General features: G+C 62.0%; 13 protein-coding genes. All 13 read left to right on the forward strand.

Annotated elements, in window-relative coordinates:
- Positions 1-50: 50 nt before the first annotated feature.
- Entirely contained in the window at positions 51-2,474 is a 2,424-nt protein-coding gene (locus FFA61_RS01830) for an ExeM/NucH family extracellular endonuclease (protein WP_005962166.1), read from the forward strand.
- A 62-nt stretch (positions 2,475-2,536) separates the two neighbouring features.
- Complete coding sequence (locus tag FFA61_RS01835; protein WP_005962165.1) at positions 2,537-4,792, forward strand: bifunctional metallophosphatase/5'-nucleotidase; 2,256 nt, start codon at positions 2,537-2,539, stop codon at positions 4,790-4,792.
- 314 nt (positions 4,793-5,106) lie between these two features.
- Positions 5,107-5,718 carry a hypothetical protein gene (locus FFA61_RS01840; RefSeq protein ID WP_005962164.1) on the forward strand — a complete coding sequence of 204 codons (612 nt, stop codon included), beginning with the start codon at positions 5,107-5,109 and terminating at the stop codon, positions 5,716-5,718.
- A 152-nt stretch (positions 5,719-5,870) separates the two neighbouring features.
- On the forward strand, positions 5,871-6,962 hold the full coding sequence (locus FFA61_RS01845) for a BMP family lipoprotein (protein ID WP_005962163.1): 1,092 nt from the start codon (positions 5,871-5,873) through the stop codon (positions 6,960-6,962).
- 93 nt (positions 6,963-7,055) lie between these two features.
- Positions 7,056-8,600: an ABC transporter ATP-binding protein gene (locus FFA61_RS01850; RefSeq protein WP_005962162.1), complete on the forward strand. Its 1,545-nt coding sequence runs from the start codon at positions 7,056-7,058 to the stop codon at positions 8,598-8,600.
- Complete coding sequence (locus FFA61_RS01855; RefSeq protein WP_005962161.1) at positions 8,597-9,859, forward strand: ABC transporter permease; 1,263 nt, start codon at positions 8,597-8,599, stop codon at positions 9,857-9,859. Before FFA61_RS01850 ends, FFA61_RS01855 begins: the two co-directional genes overlap by 4 nt.
- A gap of 56 nt (positions 9,860-9,915) precedes the next feature.
- Positions 9,916-11,139: an ABC transporter permease gene (locus FFA61_RS01860; protein ID WP_051057834.1), complete on the forward strand. Its 1,224-nt coding sequence runs from the start codon at positions 9,916-9,918 to the stop codon at positions 11,137-11,139.
- Positions 11,139-11,579 (forward strand): cytidine deaminase, encoded by a 441-nt coding sequence (locus FFA61_RS01865; protein WP_005962159.1) that lies wholly within the window; start codon positions 11,139-11,141, stop codon positions 11,577-11,579. The genes FFA61_RS01860 and FFA61_RS01865 overlap by 1 nt, the downstream gene beginning before the upstream one ends.
- A 49-nt stretch (positions 11,580-11,628) precedes the next feature.
- The gene (locus tag FFA61_RS01870; RefSeq protein ID WP_005962158.1) at positions 11,629-12,912 is read left to right on the forward strand and encodes a thymidine phosphorylase; all 1,284 of its coding nucleotides are present in this window, start codon (positions 11,629-11,631) and stop codon (positions 12,910-12,912) included.
- A gap of 236 nt (positions 12,913-13,148) precedes the next feature.
- A complete protein-coding gene (locus FFA61_RS01875; protein WP_040313522.1) occupies positions 13,149-14,099 on the forward strand; it encodes a sugar-binding transcriptional regulator in 951 nt (316 codons plus the stop codon).
- A gap of 220 nt (positions 14,100-14,319) precedes the next feature.
- Positions 14,320-15,027, forward strand: a complete 708-nt coding sequence (gene deoD / locus FFA61_RS01880) for a purine-nucleoside phosphorylase (protein ID WP_040313732.1) — start codon at positions 14,320-14,322, stop codon at positions 15,025-15,027.
- A 42-nt stretch (positions 15,028-15,069) separates the two neighbouring features.
- Positions 15,070-15,723, forward strand: a complete 654-nt coding sequence (gene deoC / locus FFA61_RS01885; RefSeq protein WP_005962155.1) for a deoxyribose-phosphate aldolase — start codon at positions 15,070-15,072, stop codon at positions 15,721-15,723.
- 5 nt (positions 15,724-15,728) lie between these two features.
- A complete protein-coding gene (locus FFA61_RS01890) occupies positions 15,729-17,411 on the forward strand; it encodes a phospho-sugar mutase (RefSeq protein ID WP_040313731.1) in 1,683 nt (560 codons plus the stop codon).
- Positions 17,412-17,625: the final 214 nt, after the last annotated feature.

A 17,625-nucleotide genomic window follows, 5' to 3' on the forward strand; every position in this document is an offset into this window, starting at 1 on the left:
ACGACACCACATCACACTGAAGTGGCGACCCCAAACTGGAGACCCATCGTATGACCATCAGCATGAAGAGACTCCTTTCCGGAGCCGCCGCCCTCGCGCTCGTCACCATTCCGATGAGCGCCCAGGCAGCGGAAAGAGCAGCCGAAGACACACCCCCCTCTCACTCCTCTCCCGAGGCCCCCTCCATAGCCGAGCCCCCACTCGCCCCCGAGGAAAGCCCCCAATCGAAGCAGGCCGAGCCTTCCAATGGCCCTGCAGATTCCACAGCCAATAGCCAAGGAGATGAGGCACTCCACAGTTCTCGGGGCTCAGAGCAGACGGGCTCCGGGAACAACACCGCTGAGCCCGCCGAGACCACACAATCGCGACCAGCCCAGGACCGGGCCCTCACCCCGATCCCTGAAATCCAAAAAACAGGGGACGCCGATGATTCGGCTCTTACAGGGACCACCGTCACCACCCTCGGCGTCGTCACCGGAGCCTATCCCAAGAGCGAGGACGGACTCGCCTCGACCCTTGACGGCTTCACAATCCAGACCCCCGGAAGCGGCGGAACCTGGGATCCGGCGCGTAACTCATCAGACGGCCTCTTCGTCTGGGTGGGCAAGAAGAACCTCGACATCCCGGCAATCGGCTCCTGCGTCCAGGTGAGAGGCACCGTCACCGAATTCCCCGCAACCGGGAAGACAACGCCCGCATCCACACCGAGCCTCACCCAGCTCGCCGTCACGGCGATCACCCCCGCCACGGGTTGTGCTCCCATCTCCCCAACCCCCCTGGACTCCCTGCCGAATGCGGAACAATTCGAAGCCCTCGAATCCATGCTCGTCGCCCCATCGGGAAGCTGGACGATCACCGACAACTACCAGGTGAACCAGTACGGCACCCTCGCCCTCACCCCCGGGAGCGAGCCGCTACGAGCGGCGACCGACGTCGTCGCCCCCGGAGGCACGGCAATCGACTACGAAGCGAAGAACGCCGCTGCCGTGATCTCCCTCGATGACGGGACGAACACGAATCTCACGCAGGACGTGGCAACATCGGTCCCCTACGCCTATTTCGCCAACGGCGCCCCGGCCAGGGTCGGCTACCAGGTGAACTTCACGCATCCTGTCCTCGTCGACGTGCGCCACTCGAACTTCGTCTTCCAGCCGAGCCGCATGGTCGCCGGACACCCCGATCGCTCCCCCGTCGCCATCAGCGGCCAGCGCCCCGCAGTCCCCACAGTCAACGGCGACGTGAAAGTCGCGACCTTCAACGTCCTCAACTACTTCTCCGACCTCGGCGAGAACGAGCCCGGCTGCAAGGGATACCCCGATAGGGAAGGCAACTTCGTCACCACGAAGAAATGCACTGTCAGAGGAGCCTGGTCCTCCCAGGCCTTCAGCCAACAGCAAGCGAAGATCGTCACCGCGATCACCATGATCGACGCCGATGTCGTCGCCCTCGAAGAGATCGAGAACCCGGTGGGCGTTGGAATCGGCCCGGACCGCGACACCGCCCTCAAAACCCTTGTGGACGCTCTCAACGCGGCAGCGGGAAGCCCCATCTGGGCATTCGTCCCAAGCCCCGGGACCGTGCCCGCCAAAGAAGACGTCATCCGCACTGCCTTCATCTACAAGCCGAAGACAGTCACCCCCGTCGGCCAATCCCAGATCCTCGACGACCCGGCTTTCACCGGGCTCGCACGTCAACCCCTCGCCCAAGAGTTCACCCCCGTCGTCACCGACCAGCAGATCGGAAAGAACTTCGTCGTCATCGCGAACCACTTCAAGTCCAAGGGCTCGATCCCGAAGGGCATGGAAGAGGGCAACACCGACATCGGCGACGGTCAAGGCAACTCGAACGCGATCCGCGTCGCACAAGCGAGGGCCCTCGCCCTCTTCGCCGCGAAATTCGAGGACAAACCGACCCTCCTCGTCGGAGACTTCAACTCATACTCCAAAGAAGATCCGCTCACAGTCCTGAAAGACGCGGGCTGGATCCACAAGTCGGAAGGCACCTCACCCTCCTACGTTTATCAGGGACGATCGGGCTCCCTCGATCACGTGTTCGCGAACACGGCCGCCGACCCCCTGGTCGTCGACGTCGCCTCCTGGGCGGTGAATGCAGAAGAGTCCATCGCCTTCGAATACTCGAGGTCGAATGCCAACCTCTTCCTCAAGACCGAGATGGACAACCCCTACCGCTCCTCGGACCACAATCCTGAGATCGTGGGCCTCAAACTCGTCAGCGAAAAACCCGGGGACGGGGGCTCCGACCCTGGAACCCACACGCCGAACACTCCCGCAGATCCCGGAGCTGAACAGCCCCCCTCGGCATCGGGGAAAGGGGCATCGCCCGCAGGAGAGTCCTCCTCGAAAGGGCCGGGCTCTCTCGCCTCAACCGGAACCCACGAGGGGCTCCTTGCAGCAGCGGGAATCAGCCTCCTCCTCGCAGCGGCCCTCGCGATTCGGCGTGCACGCCTTTCCTGATAGCTCTATTCGCCATACAAGGCCGCATCCAACGGCACCCATGAAGAAGAATCGGAGAATCAATGAGTAAGACACTACGGCGGACGATACTCGGCACCGGAGCCGTCTTCGCCCTCCTCCTCGCCCCCACAGCGGCACATGCCGAAACAGAGAGCCATGACTCCGGCGAGAAGCCCGCAACTACAGTCGTCACTCTCGATCTGTACAACCTCACAGACGTTCACGGGCACATCGAACAGGTGAAGAAGAAAGGAGTGGTGCGCGAAGCGGGCTTGCCTGCGATGAACTGCTACCTCAAGCAGGCTCGGACCACGAACCCGAACTCCTCCTTCACTCTCCTCGGCGACAATATCGGAGCCTCGCCCTACACCTCGGGCTCCCTGAAAGACAATCCGACGATTGCCGCGCTCAACACCATGTCCCCTCTGGCGTCAACCATTGGCAACCACGAACTCGACATGGGCCAGGCCGTTTTCAAACAGCGCGTCGACGGTTCGAACCCGGGCGAATTCGTGCAAGTGGGCTTCCCCTATCTTGGCGCGAACATCGAAGGCATGGGCACCTGGATGAAAGGCGGGGTCGAAACCCCCTACCTTGGTGATTACGAGGTCTGGACCTCGCCCTCGGGAGTGAAAGTCGCCTTCATTGGCGCGATCGCTGAGGACGTTCCCTATAAGCTCAGCCCCGGCACCACCGCAGGACTGAGCTTCACCGACCCCCTCGCCAAGATCGACGCGCTCGCCAAATCCATCAAGGATAAGGACGAAGCGCAGATCGTCATCGCCATGCTCGACGACGATGTGAAGAACAACTATCCGAAGGTCAGCGAATACGTTGACGGCATCATGGGGGGCGACACCCACGTGCCCTACGAGTTCGACAAGATCGACTCGGCTGAGAAACTCGATTCGAAGAACCCCCTCCTCGCGGGCGTCGCATCGGGTTCCTACACCGATAACCTCGGTCTGATCCGCATTGCCTACGACACTGCGACGAAGAAGGTCCTCTCAGCCGACACCCAGCTGATCCCTGCGGCGAAGGTCGCTGAATGCGGCGTGGACCCTGAGACCCAGGCAGTCGTCAACCAAGCGGTCGCCGACTCTCAGGAAGCAGGAAAAGCGGTTGTTGGAACGGGATACACTCAGCCCTTCCGCCGTGGCGTCTTCACGGCCCCCGGCGGCAAGACCGACCCGGGGTCGAATCGCGGAATCGAATCGAGCCTTGGAGACTTCGTCGCCGACGCCATGAGGGAGACAATCCTCGTTGAGGGCAACACTCCGGTCGATATTGGCATCATCAACGCCGGTGGCCTTCGCGACGACCTCATCCCGAACGAGGACGGGACCATCACCTACGCGCAGTCCTACTCGGTCATGCCCTTCTCGAATGAGCTCGGCTACGTGTCCATCACCGGGGCGGATTTCAAGAGGGCCCTCGAACAGCAGTGGAAGACCGATCTCAACTCGCAGAACTCGCGCCCGCTGCTCAAACTTGGCATCTCGTCGAATGTGCGCTACACCTATGATCCGGCGAAGCCCTACGGTCAGCGCATCACCTCGGTCATGGTGAACGATGAGCCCCTCGACCCGGCGAAGGTCTACACGATTGGATCGGTGACTTTCCTCCTGGCAGGCGGAGACTCCTTCGATGCTCTGACCGCGGGAGGCCCGGCCAAGACGAATGGGAATCTCGATAGGGATAAGTTCAATGAGTTCCTTGCTGCTCATTCGGGTGCGACTCCGCGAGTGGCGAAGTCGTCGATTGGCTTGAGCCTGCCCACTGAGCCGCTTGCAGATGGTACGAGCCTGTCGATTCCGGTGCGGGGTCTTTCCTTCTCCGAAGGTCCCTCGATCACTCAGAACGTGACCTTGAGCTTTGATGCGTCGAAGGGGAGCTCGCCGGTCGATAACAGTCTTCTTGACGAACACGCCTCCGATGAGGCGGCCGTCATCACCACCGATGGTGCGGGGCGGGCGAATGTCGAGGTGAAGGTCTTCGCTGGGCAGCGCTGCGAAGGACACGTAGAAGGCGATGTTGTGAATGTTCCCGTTTCCGTGTCTACGGACTTCGCTGAGGTTGTTACCGCGAGCCAGGGGCTGAGTGTTCCGGTCATCTGCCCGGCGCACCAGGTTGTGCCCGAACCTGAAGGTCAGCAGCCGACGCCCGGCGAGAACAATACCGGCAAGCCCGGCAAACAGGCGGGCAAGGGTTCGGGCAATAATCTCGCCAAGACCGGTTCCTCTGCGGATGTCCTTGGCCTGGGTGCGCTCGTCCTCGCCCTCGTCGGCGCTGGGATGCTTTCCCGCAAACGGGCCTGATGGGGGACAGGACTCTTTGAGGACCAATGCCTTCTTGTGAGTTTTCGGGAAGGCTAGGGGACGAGGGCGGGGCCGGGCACTGAGCTCGGGCCTTGCCCTCGTCTCTCAACTCAGGGTCACGATTTGCTAACGAGCCTGGAACTCACGATCCAGCGTCGTTACACTTGCAAAATCCAATACTGCGAAATGTTAAAGAATTGTGCTGGGTGACACCGTCGTTGCCAGCGCAGCTCAAACACTTCACAGGAACAGCAGTGCTGCGCCGAAGCTTCTCATCGGCGCAGCACGGGTGAAAAGCCGCCAGGAGACGCTCAATGCCTGTATGGGAAATCATCGGATGGACCGGATCGGCCCTCGTCGTCATCTCTCTCGTCATTCCCTCGATCCGCAAATTCAGAACCTTGAATCTGGTGGGCTCGCTCATTGCGACCGTCTACAACATCACCTTCGGGATCTGGCCCTACGCGGCGATGAACGCAGTGATCGCGATTATTGACATCTACTGGCTGATCCGTCTTCACAAGGGAGCGAAGCAGGAGTACCGGATCCTTCCCGTCGATCCTCAATGTGAAATCGTCGCCGACTTCGTGAAACGACACGAGACCAGTATGAGTGAGAACTTCCCGCGTTTTTCCAAGGAGCAACTCCCGGGTGCGAGCGTGTATCTGACCATGTGCGGCAATGAACTCGTCGGACTCTTCGCCCATGAAGCCAGCGGCGAAGGTGCACGCGTCCTCGTTGATTTCGTGACAGAGCGCCATCGTGATCTCAAGCCGGGCACAGTGCTCTACGCCGATTCGGCAGTGCGCCGCAGCGCGGCCCCAGCCCTGATTGTCGACGAGGGCGTCGCCGCAGATCCCGGATACTTCCGCAAAATGGGCTTTGAAGCGCAAGGAGGTGCACTCGTCAGAGCAGTACATGAATGAATGGGGGCTTGACAGCCCCCGCCTCGACTCAGAGAATTTATCTATGCGTCAATTCGGAGTTTTACAAACGTTCTACTGAGACCTCCGGATCGCTCGGCATGAGTCACCGGGAGACGCAGTTCAACGATGAACAACCACACTGGAGGAATCCAATGAAGAACCTCTCGAAGTACCTCGCCGTCGCCGGCGTTGCTGCTATCGCACTGAGCGGCTGCGCCGGAGGCGCCGCCGACAAGTCCGGAGCTGAAGGGGCCACCAAGGGCGCCGACTTCAAAGCATGCGCCGTCTCCGATGCCGGCGGCTGGGATGACAAGTCCTTCAACGAGTCCGCCTACGAGGGACTCGAAGCAGCAAAGAACAACCTCGGCGTGAAGATCAACACCGCCGAATCCTCATCAGACGCCGACTTCGTTCCAAACGTGGAAGCCATGGTCGACGACGGCTGTGACCTCGTCATCGGCGTCGGCTTCAAGATCGAAAAGGCCCTCCACCAGTCTGCCGAGGCGAACACCGACATCAAGTACGCCCTCGTCGACTCGAGCTTCTCCGACGCCGACTTCAACACCGTCGTCGTTGAGAATGGTCGACCTCTCCTCTTCAACACCGCCGACGCCGCCTTCCTCGCGGGCTACGTCGCGGCAGGCATGACGAAGACCGGTAAGGTCGCCACCTTCGGCGGCATCCAGATCCCCTCCGTCTCGGTCTTCATGGATGGTTTCGCCGACGGTGTCGCCGCCTACAACAAGGCCAAAGGCACCGACGTCCAGCTCCTCGGCTGGGACAAGGCCACCCAGAACGGCTCCTTCACCCAGTCCTTCGACGATCAGGCCCTCGGCAAACAGCAGGCCCAACAGTTCATCGACCAGGGCGCCGACATCATCATGCCGGTCGCCGGCCCCGTCGGCCTGGGCGCCGCAGCCGCAGCCAAGGAGAATGGCTCCACCCTCATCATCGGTGTCGACTCCGACTGGTACGACGCCAACCCCGATTACTCCTCGATCATCCTCACCTCGGTGATGAAGCAGATCGGCGCTTCTGTTGAGCAGACCATCAAGGATTCGGTCGAGGGCAAGTTCTCCTCCGAGCCCTACATCGGCTCCCTCGCCAACGGCGGCGTCTCCCTCGCTCCCTTCCACGACTTCGATGCTCAGGTCCCCCAAGAGCTCAAGGACGAGGTCGAGAAGCTCAGCGAGCAGATCAAGAGCGGCGAGCTCAAGATCGAATCGCAAAACAGCCCGAAGTGATCGAGCGTGAGGGCGCGGCGGCGGAACACCCACCGTCGCGCCCTCTACGTCTGTGCACCACTCAACTCGTCGAAGAATGAAGGACGGCAACCAGTGAAACTGGAACTCCGGGGGATCACGAAACGCTTCGGCCCCCTCGTCGCAAACGACCACATCGACCTCAATATCGAAGAAGGGCGCATCCACGCGCTCCTGGGTGAGAACGGCGCGGGCAAATCCACCCTGATGAACGTTCTTTACGGCCTGCACCAGCCCGACGAGGGAGAGATCCTCATCGACGGTAAGCCCGTTGTCTTCAAAGGCCCAGGAGACGCGGTAGCCGCAGGCATCGGCATGGTGCACCAGCACTTCATGCTGATCCCCGTGTTCACAGTCGCCGAATCCATCGCCCTCGGTGATGAGCCCACAGGCAAAGCCGGACTCATTGACATCGCCAAAGCCAGGCAGATCGTGCGCGAGGTCTCGGCGCGCTTCGGATTCGACCTCGACCCTGACGCGAAGATCGAAGACCTGCCGGTCGGCGCCCAACAGCGCGTCGAAATCGTCAAAGCCCTCTCGCGCGAAGCGAAGGTCCTCATCCTCGATGAGCCGACCGCGGTCCTCACACCCCAAGAAACCGATGAACTCATGACGATCATGCGCCAACTCGCAGACTCTGGCACCTCAATCGTGTTCATCACCCACAAGCTACGCGAAGTACGTGCAGTCTCCGATGACATCACCGTCATCAGACGCGGCGCCGTTGTCGGCACAGCCTCCCCTCAAGATTCCGAGAACGAACTCGCCAACAAAATGGTTGGCCGCGCCATCATGCTCAAAGTCGAAAAGGAGGAGGCGAAACCTGCAGGAGGCGGCCTCGTCTTCGATTCCGTCTCCATGCTCGCCCCCTTGGGCAACGCGATTCTCGACCACGTGTCCTTCAGCATCGAACGAGGTGAAATTTTCGCCATCGCGGGCGTTCAGGGCAATGGGCAGACCGAACTTGCCGAAGCGATCCTCGGTCTAGTCAACCCCGACTCCGGTTCGATTGCCCTCGAAGGGATCGACATCACCCACGCCAACCCGCGCAAATCCTTGGAATCGGGAATCGGTTTCGTTCCCGAGGACCGCTCGAAGGACGGCATCATCGCCTCCTTCTCCATCGCCGAAAACCTCGTGCTTGACCAGTACAACAGGGCGCCCTTCTCCGCCGGTCCCATGCTCAAACTCGGAGTCATCGCGAAGAACGCCGAGGACCTGCGCGAGGAATACGACATCCGCCTGACACGCATCGAGGACCCGATCTCTTCTCTTTCGGGCGGCAACCAGCAAAAGGTCGTCGTCGCCCGCGAAATGTCGAAGGAGCTCAAGCTCCTCGTCGTGAACCAGCCGACCCGCGGCGTCGATGTCGGCTCCATCGAGTTCATCCACAAGCAGATCGTTGCGATGCGGGACAAGGGCGTGCCGGTTCTGCTCATCTCCTCCGAACTCGACGAGGTCGTCGCCCTCGCTGATCGGATCGCGGTCATGTACCGCGGGCGCATCATGGGCATTGTGCCCGCGACGACCCCGCGCGAAGTCCTCGGCCTCATGATGGCCGGAGTTCCGCTTGAGGAAGCATTTGCTTCCGGCTCCAACGCTGAAAAGGAGGAGCGATGACGAAGAAGTCACCGTCCACGGCGGGTATCGTTCTCCGCCACGCCCTCGGATCGAAGTGGTTCGTTTCGATCCTCGCTGTCGTCGTCGCATTCGCGCTCGGCGCGATCCTCATTGTCATGGCAGGAGCCTCCGTTTCTGAGGCCTACTACGCCATGTTCCGCGGCGCGATCTTCGACCCGGAGGCTTCGAGCCTCCAACGTCAGATCAAGCCGATCACGAACTCCTTCTTCTACGCGATCCCGCTGATCATCGGCGGCCTCGGCCTAGGCTTCGGCTTCAGGGCGGGACTGTTCAACATCGGCGGACAGGGCCAGGTCATCTTCGGGGCTCTCGCGGCCGTGTGGGTCGGCTTCAGCCTCCACCTGCCCCCGGTCCTACACACGATCCTCGCACTGCTCGCCGCAATCATCGCGGGCGCCCTCTACGCGGGCATCGCAGGCTTCCTCAAGGCGCGCACCGGCGCGAATGAAGTGATCGTCACGATCATGCTCAACTCGATCGCGGGCCTCGCCCTGGGCTATGTCCTCGCTCAAAAGGCGTGGCAGGTCCCCGGCTCCAACCAGCCGCAAACCCCCGTCGTCGCCGACACTGCGGCTTTCACGCCCCTGCTGCCCAACCCCTTCAAATTGCATGCGGGCCTCATCGTCGCGATCATCGCCGTCGTCGTGTTCTGGTGGATCCTCGACCGCTCCACTTTGGGCTTCGAGGTCAAAGCAGTCGGCGCGAACCCGGATGCAGCCCGTACCGCGGGCATCTCCGTCGGACGCATCACGACGATCACCATGATGATTTCCGGTGCTTTCCTCGGCCTGGCGGGCGCGAATGAAGCACTGGGCACCATCGGATACGTATCGCGCGATGTCGCCGGATCCATTGGCTTCGACGCGATCACCGTCGCCCTCCTTGGACGCAACAAGCCAGTGGGCACCTTCTTCGCCGGCCTGCTTTTCGGAGCCTTCAAAGCGGGCGGATACGTCATGCAGCCCAAGGGCGTCCCGATCGACATGATCCTCATCCTCCAGTCGGTCATCGTTTTGCTCATCGCGGCTCCCGCGCTCGTGCGCTGGCTCTTCCACCTGCCCAAGGGTTCGGAGAAGCCCTTGCGGGCACAGCTCGCCGCCCTCGCCCAGACTCCCGCCTCGGCCACTGCACAGTCCCAAGCTTCGGAGCAAGCCAGCGCCGCCAAGACCTTCGCAGCTGGAACGGGTGATGAAGCCGTGAACCCGACGGCCTCACACAAGGAAGGAGACGCACAGTGAGCTTTGAAAAGACTCTCGCTGAACAGACCGAAGTGCAGCTCAAGCGCTCATGGAAGATGCCGATCGCCTACGTGTTGGGGGCAGTCCTGCTCGCCCTCTTCGCTTCGACGGCCTCCGGAGACGTTCATCTCCGCCTCAACGACAGGTCCCAGTCCTACACGCTTGAGGACATCACCACACCGGGCGCCCCGATCCTGTGGGTCCTCTTCGTCCTCGTCGCCCTTATTGCCGCGTGGTCGCTCTTTTGCACGACGACGAGGCGCACTCCCGCCCGTTGGCTTTCCTCCCTGCTCATGGCCCTCGCCGGAATCGGAACCGTTTTCGGCTTCCTCGTGTACGCGGGCAGCGGTTCCAACGGCGTCGTCACCTTGACCTCTCTTCTCGTGTCGACGATCGCGATCTCCACTCCGCTGATCTTCGGTTCCCTCTCGGGCGTCGTCTCCGAGCATGTGGGCGTCGTCAACATCGCAATCGAAGGCGACCTCCTCGTCGGCGCATTCGCCGGCGTCATGGCGGCCTCCTTCTTCCAAACTCCCTATGCGGGCATCATTGCGGCACCTCTCGCCGGCGCTCTCCTCGGCTCCCTCCTCGCTCTCTTCTCGGTGAAGTACGGAGTCGATCAGATCATCGTCGGCGTGGTCCTCAACGTCCTCGCCCTGGGGTTGACGACCTTCTTCTACGGGACCCTCATGAAGGTCTCCCCGCAGACCCTCAACACGAACCAGTTCTCACTCACACCGATCAAGATCCCCCTCCTTGCGGAGATCCCGGTGATCGGGCCGATGCTGTTCAACCAAACGCTCCTCGTGTACCTCATGTATCTCGCGGTCGCCTTCCTCGCGGTGTTCCTCTACCGCTCCCGCTGGGGTCTGCGCCTGCGCGCCTGCGGTGAGCACCCGAAGGCCGCCGACACGGTCGGCATCAACGTGAACCGCACGAGAGGCAGAAACGCGATCCTCGCCTCGAGCTTCGCGGGTCTGGGCGGTGCTTTCTTCACAATCGGTTCGGGCCTGGCATTCACCGACAACATCTCCGCAGGCAATGGGTACATCGCCCTCGCGGCGATGATCCTGGGTAAATGGCATCCGCTCGGAGCGACCTCCGCAGCCCTCATGTTCGGTTTTGCGCAGGCGGTCGCCAGGATGCTCCCGAACGTGTCACCTGCGATTCCCTCCGATCTCGTGTCGATGATCCCCTACCTCGTGACGATCGTCGCCGTCGCCGGATTCGTTGGAAAGTCGAAGGCACCCGCTGCTGAGAACATCCCCTACGTGAAGTGATGTCCACGATGACGAACACGCTTGATGAGCAGACCTGGAAGACCCTCACCGCCGCAGCTGTCGAAGCCATGTGCTCCGCCTACTGCCCGTACTCGCACTTCCCTGTCGGCGCTGCGGGCCTGACGACTGACGGAAGGATGGTCTCGGGGTGCAATGTGGAAAACGCCGGATACGGCGTGACCCTGTGCGCTGAATGCGGAATGATCTCCGACCTGGTGCGCCACGGGGGTGGGCGCCTGAAGGCCGTAGCCATTGTCAATGGCAATGGCCAGGCCTGCGCCCCTTGTGGGCGTTGCCGCCAGCTCATCTTCGAGCACGGAGGCAACGAGTGCCTGATCCTCATGCCCACTGGGCCGATGGCGATGAGTGAGGTCCTGCCCGGCGCCTTCGGGCCGAGCAACCTCAGTGAGGTCACCAGCGGGCAAGCTCTGGCGAAGTGAAGCGATCCGGGCGCCCCGAAGTTGGGGCGCCCGGTGGGAAGGAAACACAATGGAACTCTTCGACGTCGTTGACGTCATCCGCGTCAAGAGGGATGGGCATGCCCTCACGAAGCCCCAGATCGACTGGGTCATTGATGCCTATACGCGAGGTGCGGTCAAAGATGAGCAGATGGCCGCCCTGGCGATGGCCATCTTCTTGCGCGGCATGAACCGTGAGGAGATCTCGCAGTGGACCAGCGCGATGATCGCATCCGGTGAGCGCATGGATTTCGCTTCCTTGGCGCGCCCAACAGCTGATAAACACTCCACCGGAGGGGTCGGCGACAAGATCACCCTGCCACTCGCCCCCCTCGTCGCCGTTTTCGATGTGGCCGTCCCACAGCTGTCGGGTCGCGGTCTCGGTCATACCGGAGGAACCCTCGACAAACTCGAGTCGATCCCCGGGTGGCGAGCAAGCATGTCGAATGAGGAGATCTACTCCCAGCTCGGCGAAGGCTGCGGTGCGGTTATCTGCGCGGCGGGTGCGGGTTTGGCGCCTGCAGATAAGAAACTCTATGCGCTGCGCGACATCACTTCGACGGTCGACTGCATTCCGCTGATTGCCTCTTCGATCATGTCGAAGAAGATCGCTGAGGGGACGGGTTCTCTCGTCCTCGATGTGAAAGTCGGTTCTGGCGCGTTCATGAAGGACATTGATCAGGCGCGCGAATTGGCGCGCACGATGGTGGACCTTGGGGCGGATGCCGACGTGAAGACCTTCGCTTACCTCACCGACATGTCAACGCCCCTGGGGCTCACTGTCGGCAATGCCCTGGAAGTGCGCGAGTCCGTCGAGGTCCTCGCAGGAGGTGGTCCCGCTGATGTGGTGGAACTGACCTGCACCCTCGCCCGCAAGATGCTTGAAATGTCTGGGAAGACGGATGTCGATGTGGAGGCGGCACTTAAAGATGGTCGCGCAATGGATGTGTGGCGCGAGATGATCGAGGCCCAGGGGGGCGAGGTCGATGCCGAACTCCCGATCGGCGCGGAATCGCATGTCGTGTTCGCGCAAGAAGACGGTGTCCTTCACACATTGGATGCGCTGAGCGTCGGCGTTGCCTCATGGCGTTTAGGCGCTGGGCGTGCGGTGAAGGAGGACCCGGTTCAGGCGGGTGCCGGTATTGAAATCCACACGAAGCCGGGTGATCCGGTGAAGAAGGGACAGCCGCTCTTGACGCTGCACACGGATGACGAGTGGAGAATCCCTCGCGCTCTCGAATCCCTCGAAGGTGGCATTGTGATCGGCGACTCGGCCCCAGACGCGGCTTGTGTCGTGCTCGATGAGATCGGGTGATAATTGCAGGTCATGTGAGAGAAGACTCTTCAGCGCTCACTGTGGCGGGCGCCTGAATCATTGGGGGTCCGCCACCTTGATCGGGTCGCGCAGTGTCCTGTGAAGGGGAATCGCGGCTTCGAGCGAAGGACCTGTGTTCCCAAGGGGGCGGGGTGTTCGCGCTGGGGAGTCTCGTGGAGTCGGCAAGACCTTAAGGAGTCGTACAGACAATGGCTCGTGCAATGAAAGGAGGGCAGATGGACAAGAAGGATGAGCAGGCGATCGACGCGGTGAGGCTCTACTACGAGCATGGTTTCAGCCAGGCCGAGGTCGCATCGAAGATGGGGATTTCACGCCCAACCGTTGCCAAGCTCCTTCAGCGCGGCAAGGAGGCGGGCTTCGTCACCATTGAGATTCACGACCCGCGTGAGAAGTCCTCGCTGCTCGCCACTCGTTTGGAGGAGCGTTTCGCTTTGAAGCATGTGCGCGTGGTCCACCCGGTCGCTTCGAATGAGCGAGAGCTCCTTGAAGAATTGGGGCGCGCGGGCGCGGAGCTTGTCGAGTCCCTTGTGCGCGACGGCATGAGCGTCGGAGTGTCCTGGGGGCGCACGATGAATGCGATCGCTTCGCATCTTCGCCCGACGGTGCACAGGGACGTGGAAATCGTCCAACTCAAAGGCGGGACCTCCCATTCCGATCAGGCGACGAATGATTTTGAGATCATGAGGGCCTTTTGCACTGCCTTCAATGCGAGTGCCAGGTATTTGCCGCTTCCTGTGATCTTCGATGATGTCCGGACTTTGAGGATCGTGGAATCCGACCGGCATATTGCGCAGATCCTTGAGGCGGGGCGACGCACGGATCTCGTGGTCTTCACGGTTGGTGCGCTCGCTCGCGAGGCCCTCGTCTTCAACCTCGGGCATCTTCATGAAGAAGAGATCACACGTCTTCTTGAGCGCTCCGTGGGGGATGCCTGCTCTCGTTTCTTCACCGCGAGCGGCGAGGTCGCCGTCCCTGAGATTGACGCGAGGACGGCGGGGATTTCTTTGGTGGACCTGGCTTCCCGGCCAATCCGGGTCCTTGTCGCCGGGGGCCCGAAGAAGGCTGTGGCTCTCAAAACCGCGATGCGGATGGGCTTGGCGACTCACGTGGTCGTTGATCAGGATCTTGCGCTCGCTCTCCTTCTCGAGGACGAGGCCGGGGACTGAAGCGGGGCGGGAAGCGTCGAGGCCGAAGTTCGGACGGGCAACGAATTGAAGCTGAGGGTCGAGGCGGGGGAGGAGCAGATCTCTCTCGCCGTCTCGCTCCGCCCACGAACGGAACAAATGTCAATTTGTTGATTGACGAAATGATATTTGCTGTTTTACCCTGAAACGAGTCTGGGACGATGAGGTCCCGACCGCCCACACTGGAGGACACATGTCTAAGATGAAAGCCACGCCGCACATCAACCCTCAGGGTCCGATCGCGAAAACGATCCTCCTGCCCGGAGACCCGCTTCGCGCGAAGTTCATCGCCGAGACCTACCTGGAGGACGCCCAACAGTTCAACTCCGTGAGGAACATGCTCGGCTTCACCGGCTACTACCAAGGCACTCAGGTGTCTGTCATGGGCTCGGGCATGGGCATCCCCTCGATCTCCCTCTACGCCTGGGAACTCATCCACGTCTACGGCTGTGAAAAGCTCATCCGCATCGGAACCTGCGGCTCCCTCCAGCCCGAGGTCAATGTCTTCGATGTCGTCATCGCCCAGGCGGCCTGCTCGAACTCGAACTTCATCAACCAGTACAACCTTCCCGGAACCTACGCTCCCATCGGCTCCTTCCGTCTGATCGAGGCCGTGCGCGAGCGCGCGAAGGCGAATGGTGTGACCAGCCACGTCGGCAACATTCTCTCCTCCGACACCTTCTACAACGCCGACCCGAGCTTCAACGATCGTTGGGCGAAGATGGGCATCATCGCCGTTGAGATGGAGACTGCCGGTCTGTATGCGACCGCAGCCGACGCCGGAGTCGAAGCCCTCGGCATCTTCACCGTTTCGGACTCCCTCGTCACCGGAGAGGTCACCACGGCGGAGCAGCGTCAGACGGCGTTCACAGACATGATGGAGCTCGCCCTCCCGCTCGCCCAGATCTGATCGCCCGCACACTCGCATTCGAACTCTCAGGAGTATCACAGTATGAAGAAATCCGAAGTCGCCCAGATGATCGACCACACTCTCCTCAAACCCGAGGCGAGCGGGGCCGATGTCGCAAGGATCGTCAAGGAGGGCGCCGAACTGGGCACCTATTCCGTGTGCGTATCGCCCTCGATGCTTCCCCTTGAAGTTCCCGAGGGGCTCCACGTCGCCTGCGTTGTCGGTTTCCCCTCCGGCGCGGTGAAGCCGGAGATCAAGGCAGCCGAAGCCGCCCGCGCGGTCGAGGATGGCACAGATGAGGTCGATATGGTCATCAACCTCGCCCTCGTGAAGGAGGGGCGAGCCAAGGAACTTGAAGCTGAAATCAAGGCCGTCCGAGACGCCGTGCCCGCACCGAAGATCCTCAAGGTCATCATCGAGTCCGCTGCCCTCAGCGACGAGGAGATCATCATGGCCTGCAAAGCCAGTGAAGCTGCGGGCGCCGACTTCGTGAAGACCTCCACAGGCTTCCACCCCGCCGGAGGCGCCTCCGTGCACGCTGTGCGACTCATGCGCGAAACGGTTGGCGACCGACTCGGCGTGAAGGCCTCGGGCGGTATTCGTGACGGCAAGACGGCCCTTGAAATGATCGAGGCCGGAGCCTCCCGCCTGGGAGTCTCCGCTTCCCTCGCGATCCTCGCAGACATCGAGGAGTGAGAGTGATGAACGACGAGCTTTTTGAATCAGCCCGTCAATGGGCGAACCACGATCCCGATACCGCGACCTCCACTCGCCTCCTCGCCTCCCTTGAGGCGGCGGAAAAGGGAGACGAGGCCGCCCTCGCCGAAGTGACGGCCGCAATGTCGGGTCCCCTCGAATTCGGCACCGCCGGTCTTCGCGGCGAAATCGGCCCAGGCGAGTCCCGCATGAATCTCGCCGTCGTCATCCGCGCCACTGCAGGGCTCGCCGCCTACCTGAAGACTCAGACGGATCGCGCTCCCCGCGTCGTCGTGGGCTGTGATGCCCGCTACGGCTCCGTGGATTTCGCCCGCGCGGCCGCCAGGGTCCTCTCCGCGGCGGGCTGCCACGCCCTCGCACTGCCGGTGAAGAATCCGACGCCGCTGACGTCCTTCGCCGTTCGCGCCCTCGACGCGGACGCCGGGATCATGGTGACCGCCTCTCACAATCCCGCTAAGGACAATGGGTACAAGGTCTACCTCGGTGGAACGGTCGTCTCCGACGCCGGCCAGGGTGCCCAGATCGTGCCCCCGCATGATGCCCGAATCGCTGAGGCGATCGCCGCATGCCCGCCCGCCGACGAGGTCCCACAGGACACGCTCAACATTGAAGACGTCGATCCTCGTGACGATTACGTCGCCGCAGCGACCGCCCTCGCCCGTGGCAGCGCCGAGGAGAAGGCCGCTTTGAAGATCACCCTCACTGCCATGCACGGCGTGGGCGGTGCCCTGACGAAGCGGGTCCTCACCGAAGCGGGCTTCACTCAGGTGGATCTCGTCGCCCAACAGGCCGAGCCCGACCCGGACTTCCCGACGGTCTCCTTCCCGAACCCTGAAGAGCCCGGCGCCCTCGACCTCGCAATGGAGGAAGCCCAGCGCAACGCTTCGGACCTCATCATCGCTGTCGACCCGGACGCGGACCGTTGCGCCCTCGCGATCCCAGATCCCAACGCGGAGAAGGGATGGCGTCAGCTCTCCGGTGACGAGATCGGCTCGCTCCTCGGCGAATACATCGCCCAGAGCGCGCCCGCCGGTTCTGTCTTCGCGAATTCGATCGTCTCTTCGCGTCTGCTGGAGCGCATCGCGAGCGAGCACGGCCTCGGCTATCAGCACACTTTGACCGGTTTCAAGTGGATTGCGCGCACCCCGGGGATCCGCTTCGGCTATGAGGAGGCCATTGGTTTTTGCCCCGACCCGGATCAGGCTCGCGATAAGGACGGGATTTCGACCTCGGTCGTCGCTTCCTCCCTCTTCGCCGGCCTCAAGGCCAAGGGCTCGAGCGGACAAGAGGAGCTGGATCGTATGGCGCGCGCCTACGGCTGCTACCTCACCATGCCGCTGACCTTCCGCGTCGATAACCTCGGGCTCATCACCGAGGGAATGGATCGCCTGCGTTCCAATCCTCCGAAGGAACTCGCAGGTTCTCCCGTCACTGAGGTCACCGACCTATCGAAGGGCTGGGATGGGCTTCCGGGGACGAATGCGATCACGGTCCTCACCGAGGCGAACGATCGCGTGATCGCTCGCCCCTCGGGCACGGAGCCGAAGCTCAAGTGCTATCTGGAGGTCATTCTCCCAGTCGAGGACGGGGCAAAGGTCCCCTGGGAGGCGGCGCGCGAGCGCCTGACCCTCATCAAGGCTGAGTTCGCGAAGGCGATCGGCATCTGACCCGGCGTCGATGGGCATCGCCCCGGCACGTGCTCACGCCGAGGTGATACGGCGCCACGAAGGAAGCGGCCCGGACTCGAGTCCGGGCCGCTTTCGTGTGTTTTGGTGGCTTTCCTGTGTTTGAGCTGTTGTCGTGTGTTTTGGTGGTTTTCCTGTGTTTGGGTGGTTGTTGTGTGTTTGTGCGGCTCTCACCTTTCCGGACTGCTTTCGTGTG

Origin of the sequence: Schaalia cardiffensis F0333 (assembly GCF_005886435.1) — a bacterium.
GTDB classification, from domain to species: domain Bacteria; phylum Actinomycetota; class Actinomycetes; order Actinomycetales; family Actinomycetaceae; genus Pauljensenia; species Pauljensenia cardiffensis.

Bases quoted from the DNA above. Each gene is read 5' to 3' on its own strand.
- FFA61_RS01830 (WP_005962166.1), top strand. From the start codon at position 51: ATGACCATCAGCATGAAGAGACTCCTTTCCGGAGCCGCCGCCCTCGCG.
- FFA61_RS01835 (WP_005962165.1), top strand. From the start codon at position 2,537: ATGAGTAAGACACTACGGCGGACGATACTCGGCACCGGAGCCGTCTTC.
- FFA61_RS01840 (WP_005962164.1), top strand. From the start codon at position 5,107: ATGCCTGTATGGGAAATCATCGGATGGACCGGATCGGCCCTCGTCGTC.
- FFA61_RS01845 (WP_005962163.1), top strand. From the start codon at position 5,871: ATGAAGAACCTCTCGAAGTACCTCGCCGTCGCCGGCGTTGCTGCTATC.
- FFA61_RS01855 (WP_005962161.1), top strand. From the start codon at position 8,597: ATGACGAAGAAGTCACCGTCCACGGCGGGTATCGTTCTCCGCCACGCC.
- FFA61_RS01860 (WP_051057834.1), top strand. From the start codon at position 9,916: ATGCCGATCGCCTACGTGTTGGGGGCAGTCCTGCTCGCCCTCTTCGCT.
- FFA61_RS01865 (WP_005962159.1), top strand. From the start codon at position 11,139: ATGTCCACGATGACGAACACGCTTGATGAGCAGACCTGGAAGACCCTC.
- FFA61_RS01870 (WP_005962158.1), top strand. From the start codon at position 11,629: ATGGAACTCTTCGACGTCGTTGACGTCATCCGCGTCAAGAGGGATGGG.
- FFA61_RS01875 (WP_040313522.1), top strand. From the start codon at position 13,149: ATGGACAAGAAGGATGAGCAGGCGATCGACGCGGTGAGGCTCTACTAC.
- deoD (WP_040313732.1), top strand. From the start codon at position 14,320: ATGAAAGCCACGCCGCACATCAACCCTCAGGGTCCGATCGCGAAAACG.
- deoC (WP_005962155.1), top strand. From the start codon at position 15,070: ATGAAGAAATCCGAAGTCGCCCAGATGATCGACCACACTCTCCTCAAA.
- FFA61_RS01890 (WP_040313731.1), top strand. From the start codon at position 15,729: ATGAACGACGAGCTTTTTGAATCAGCCCGTCAATGGGCGAACCACGAT.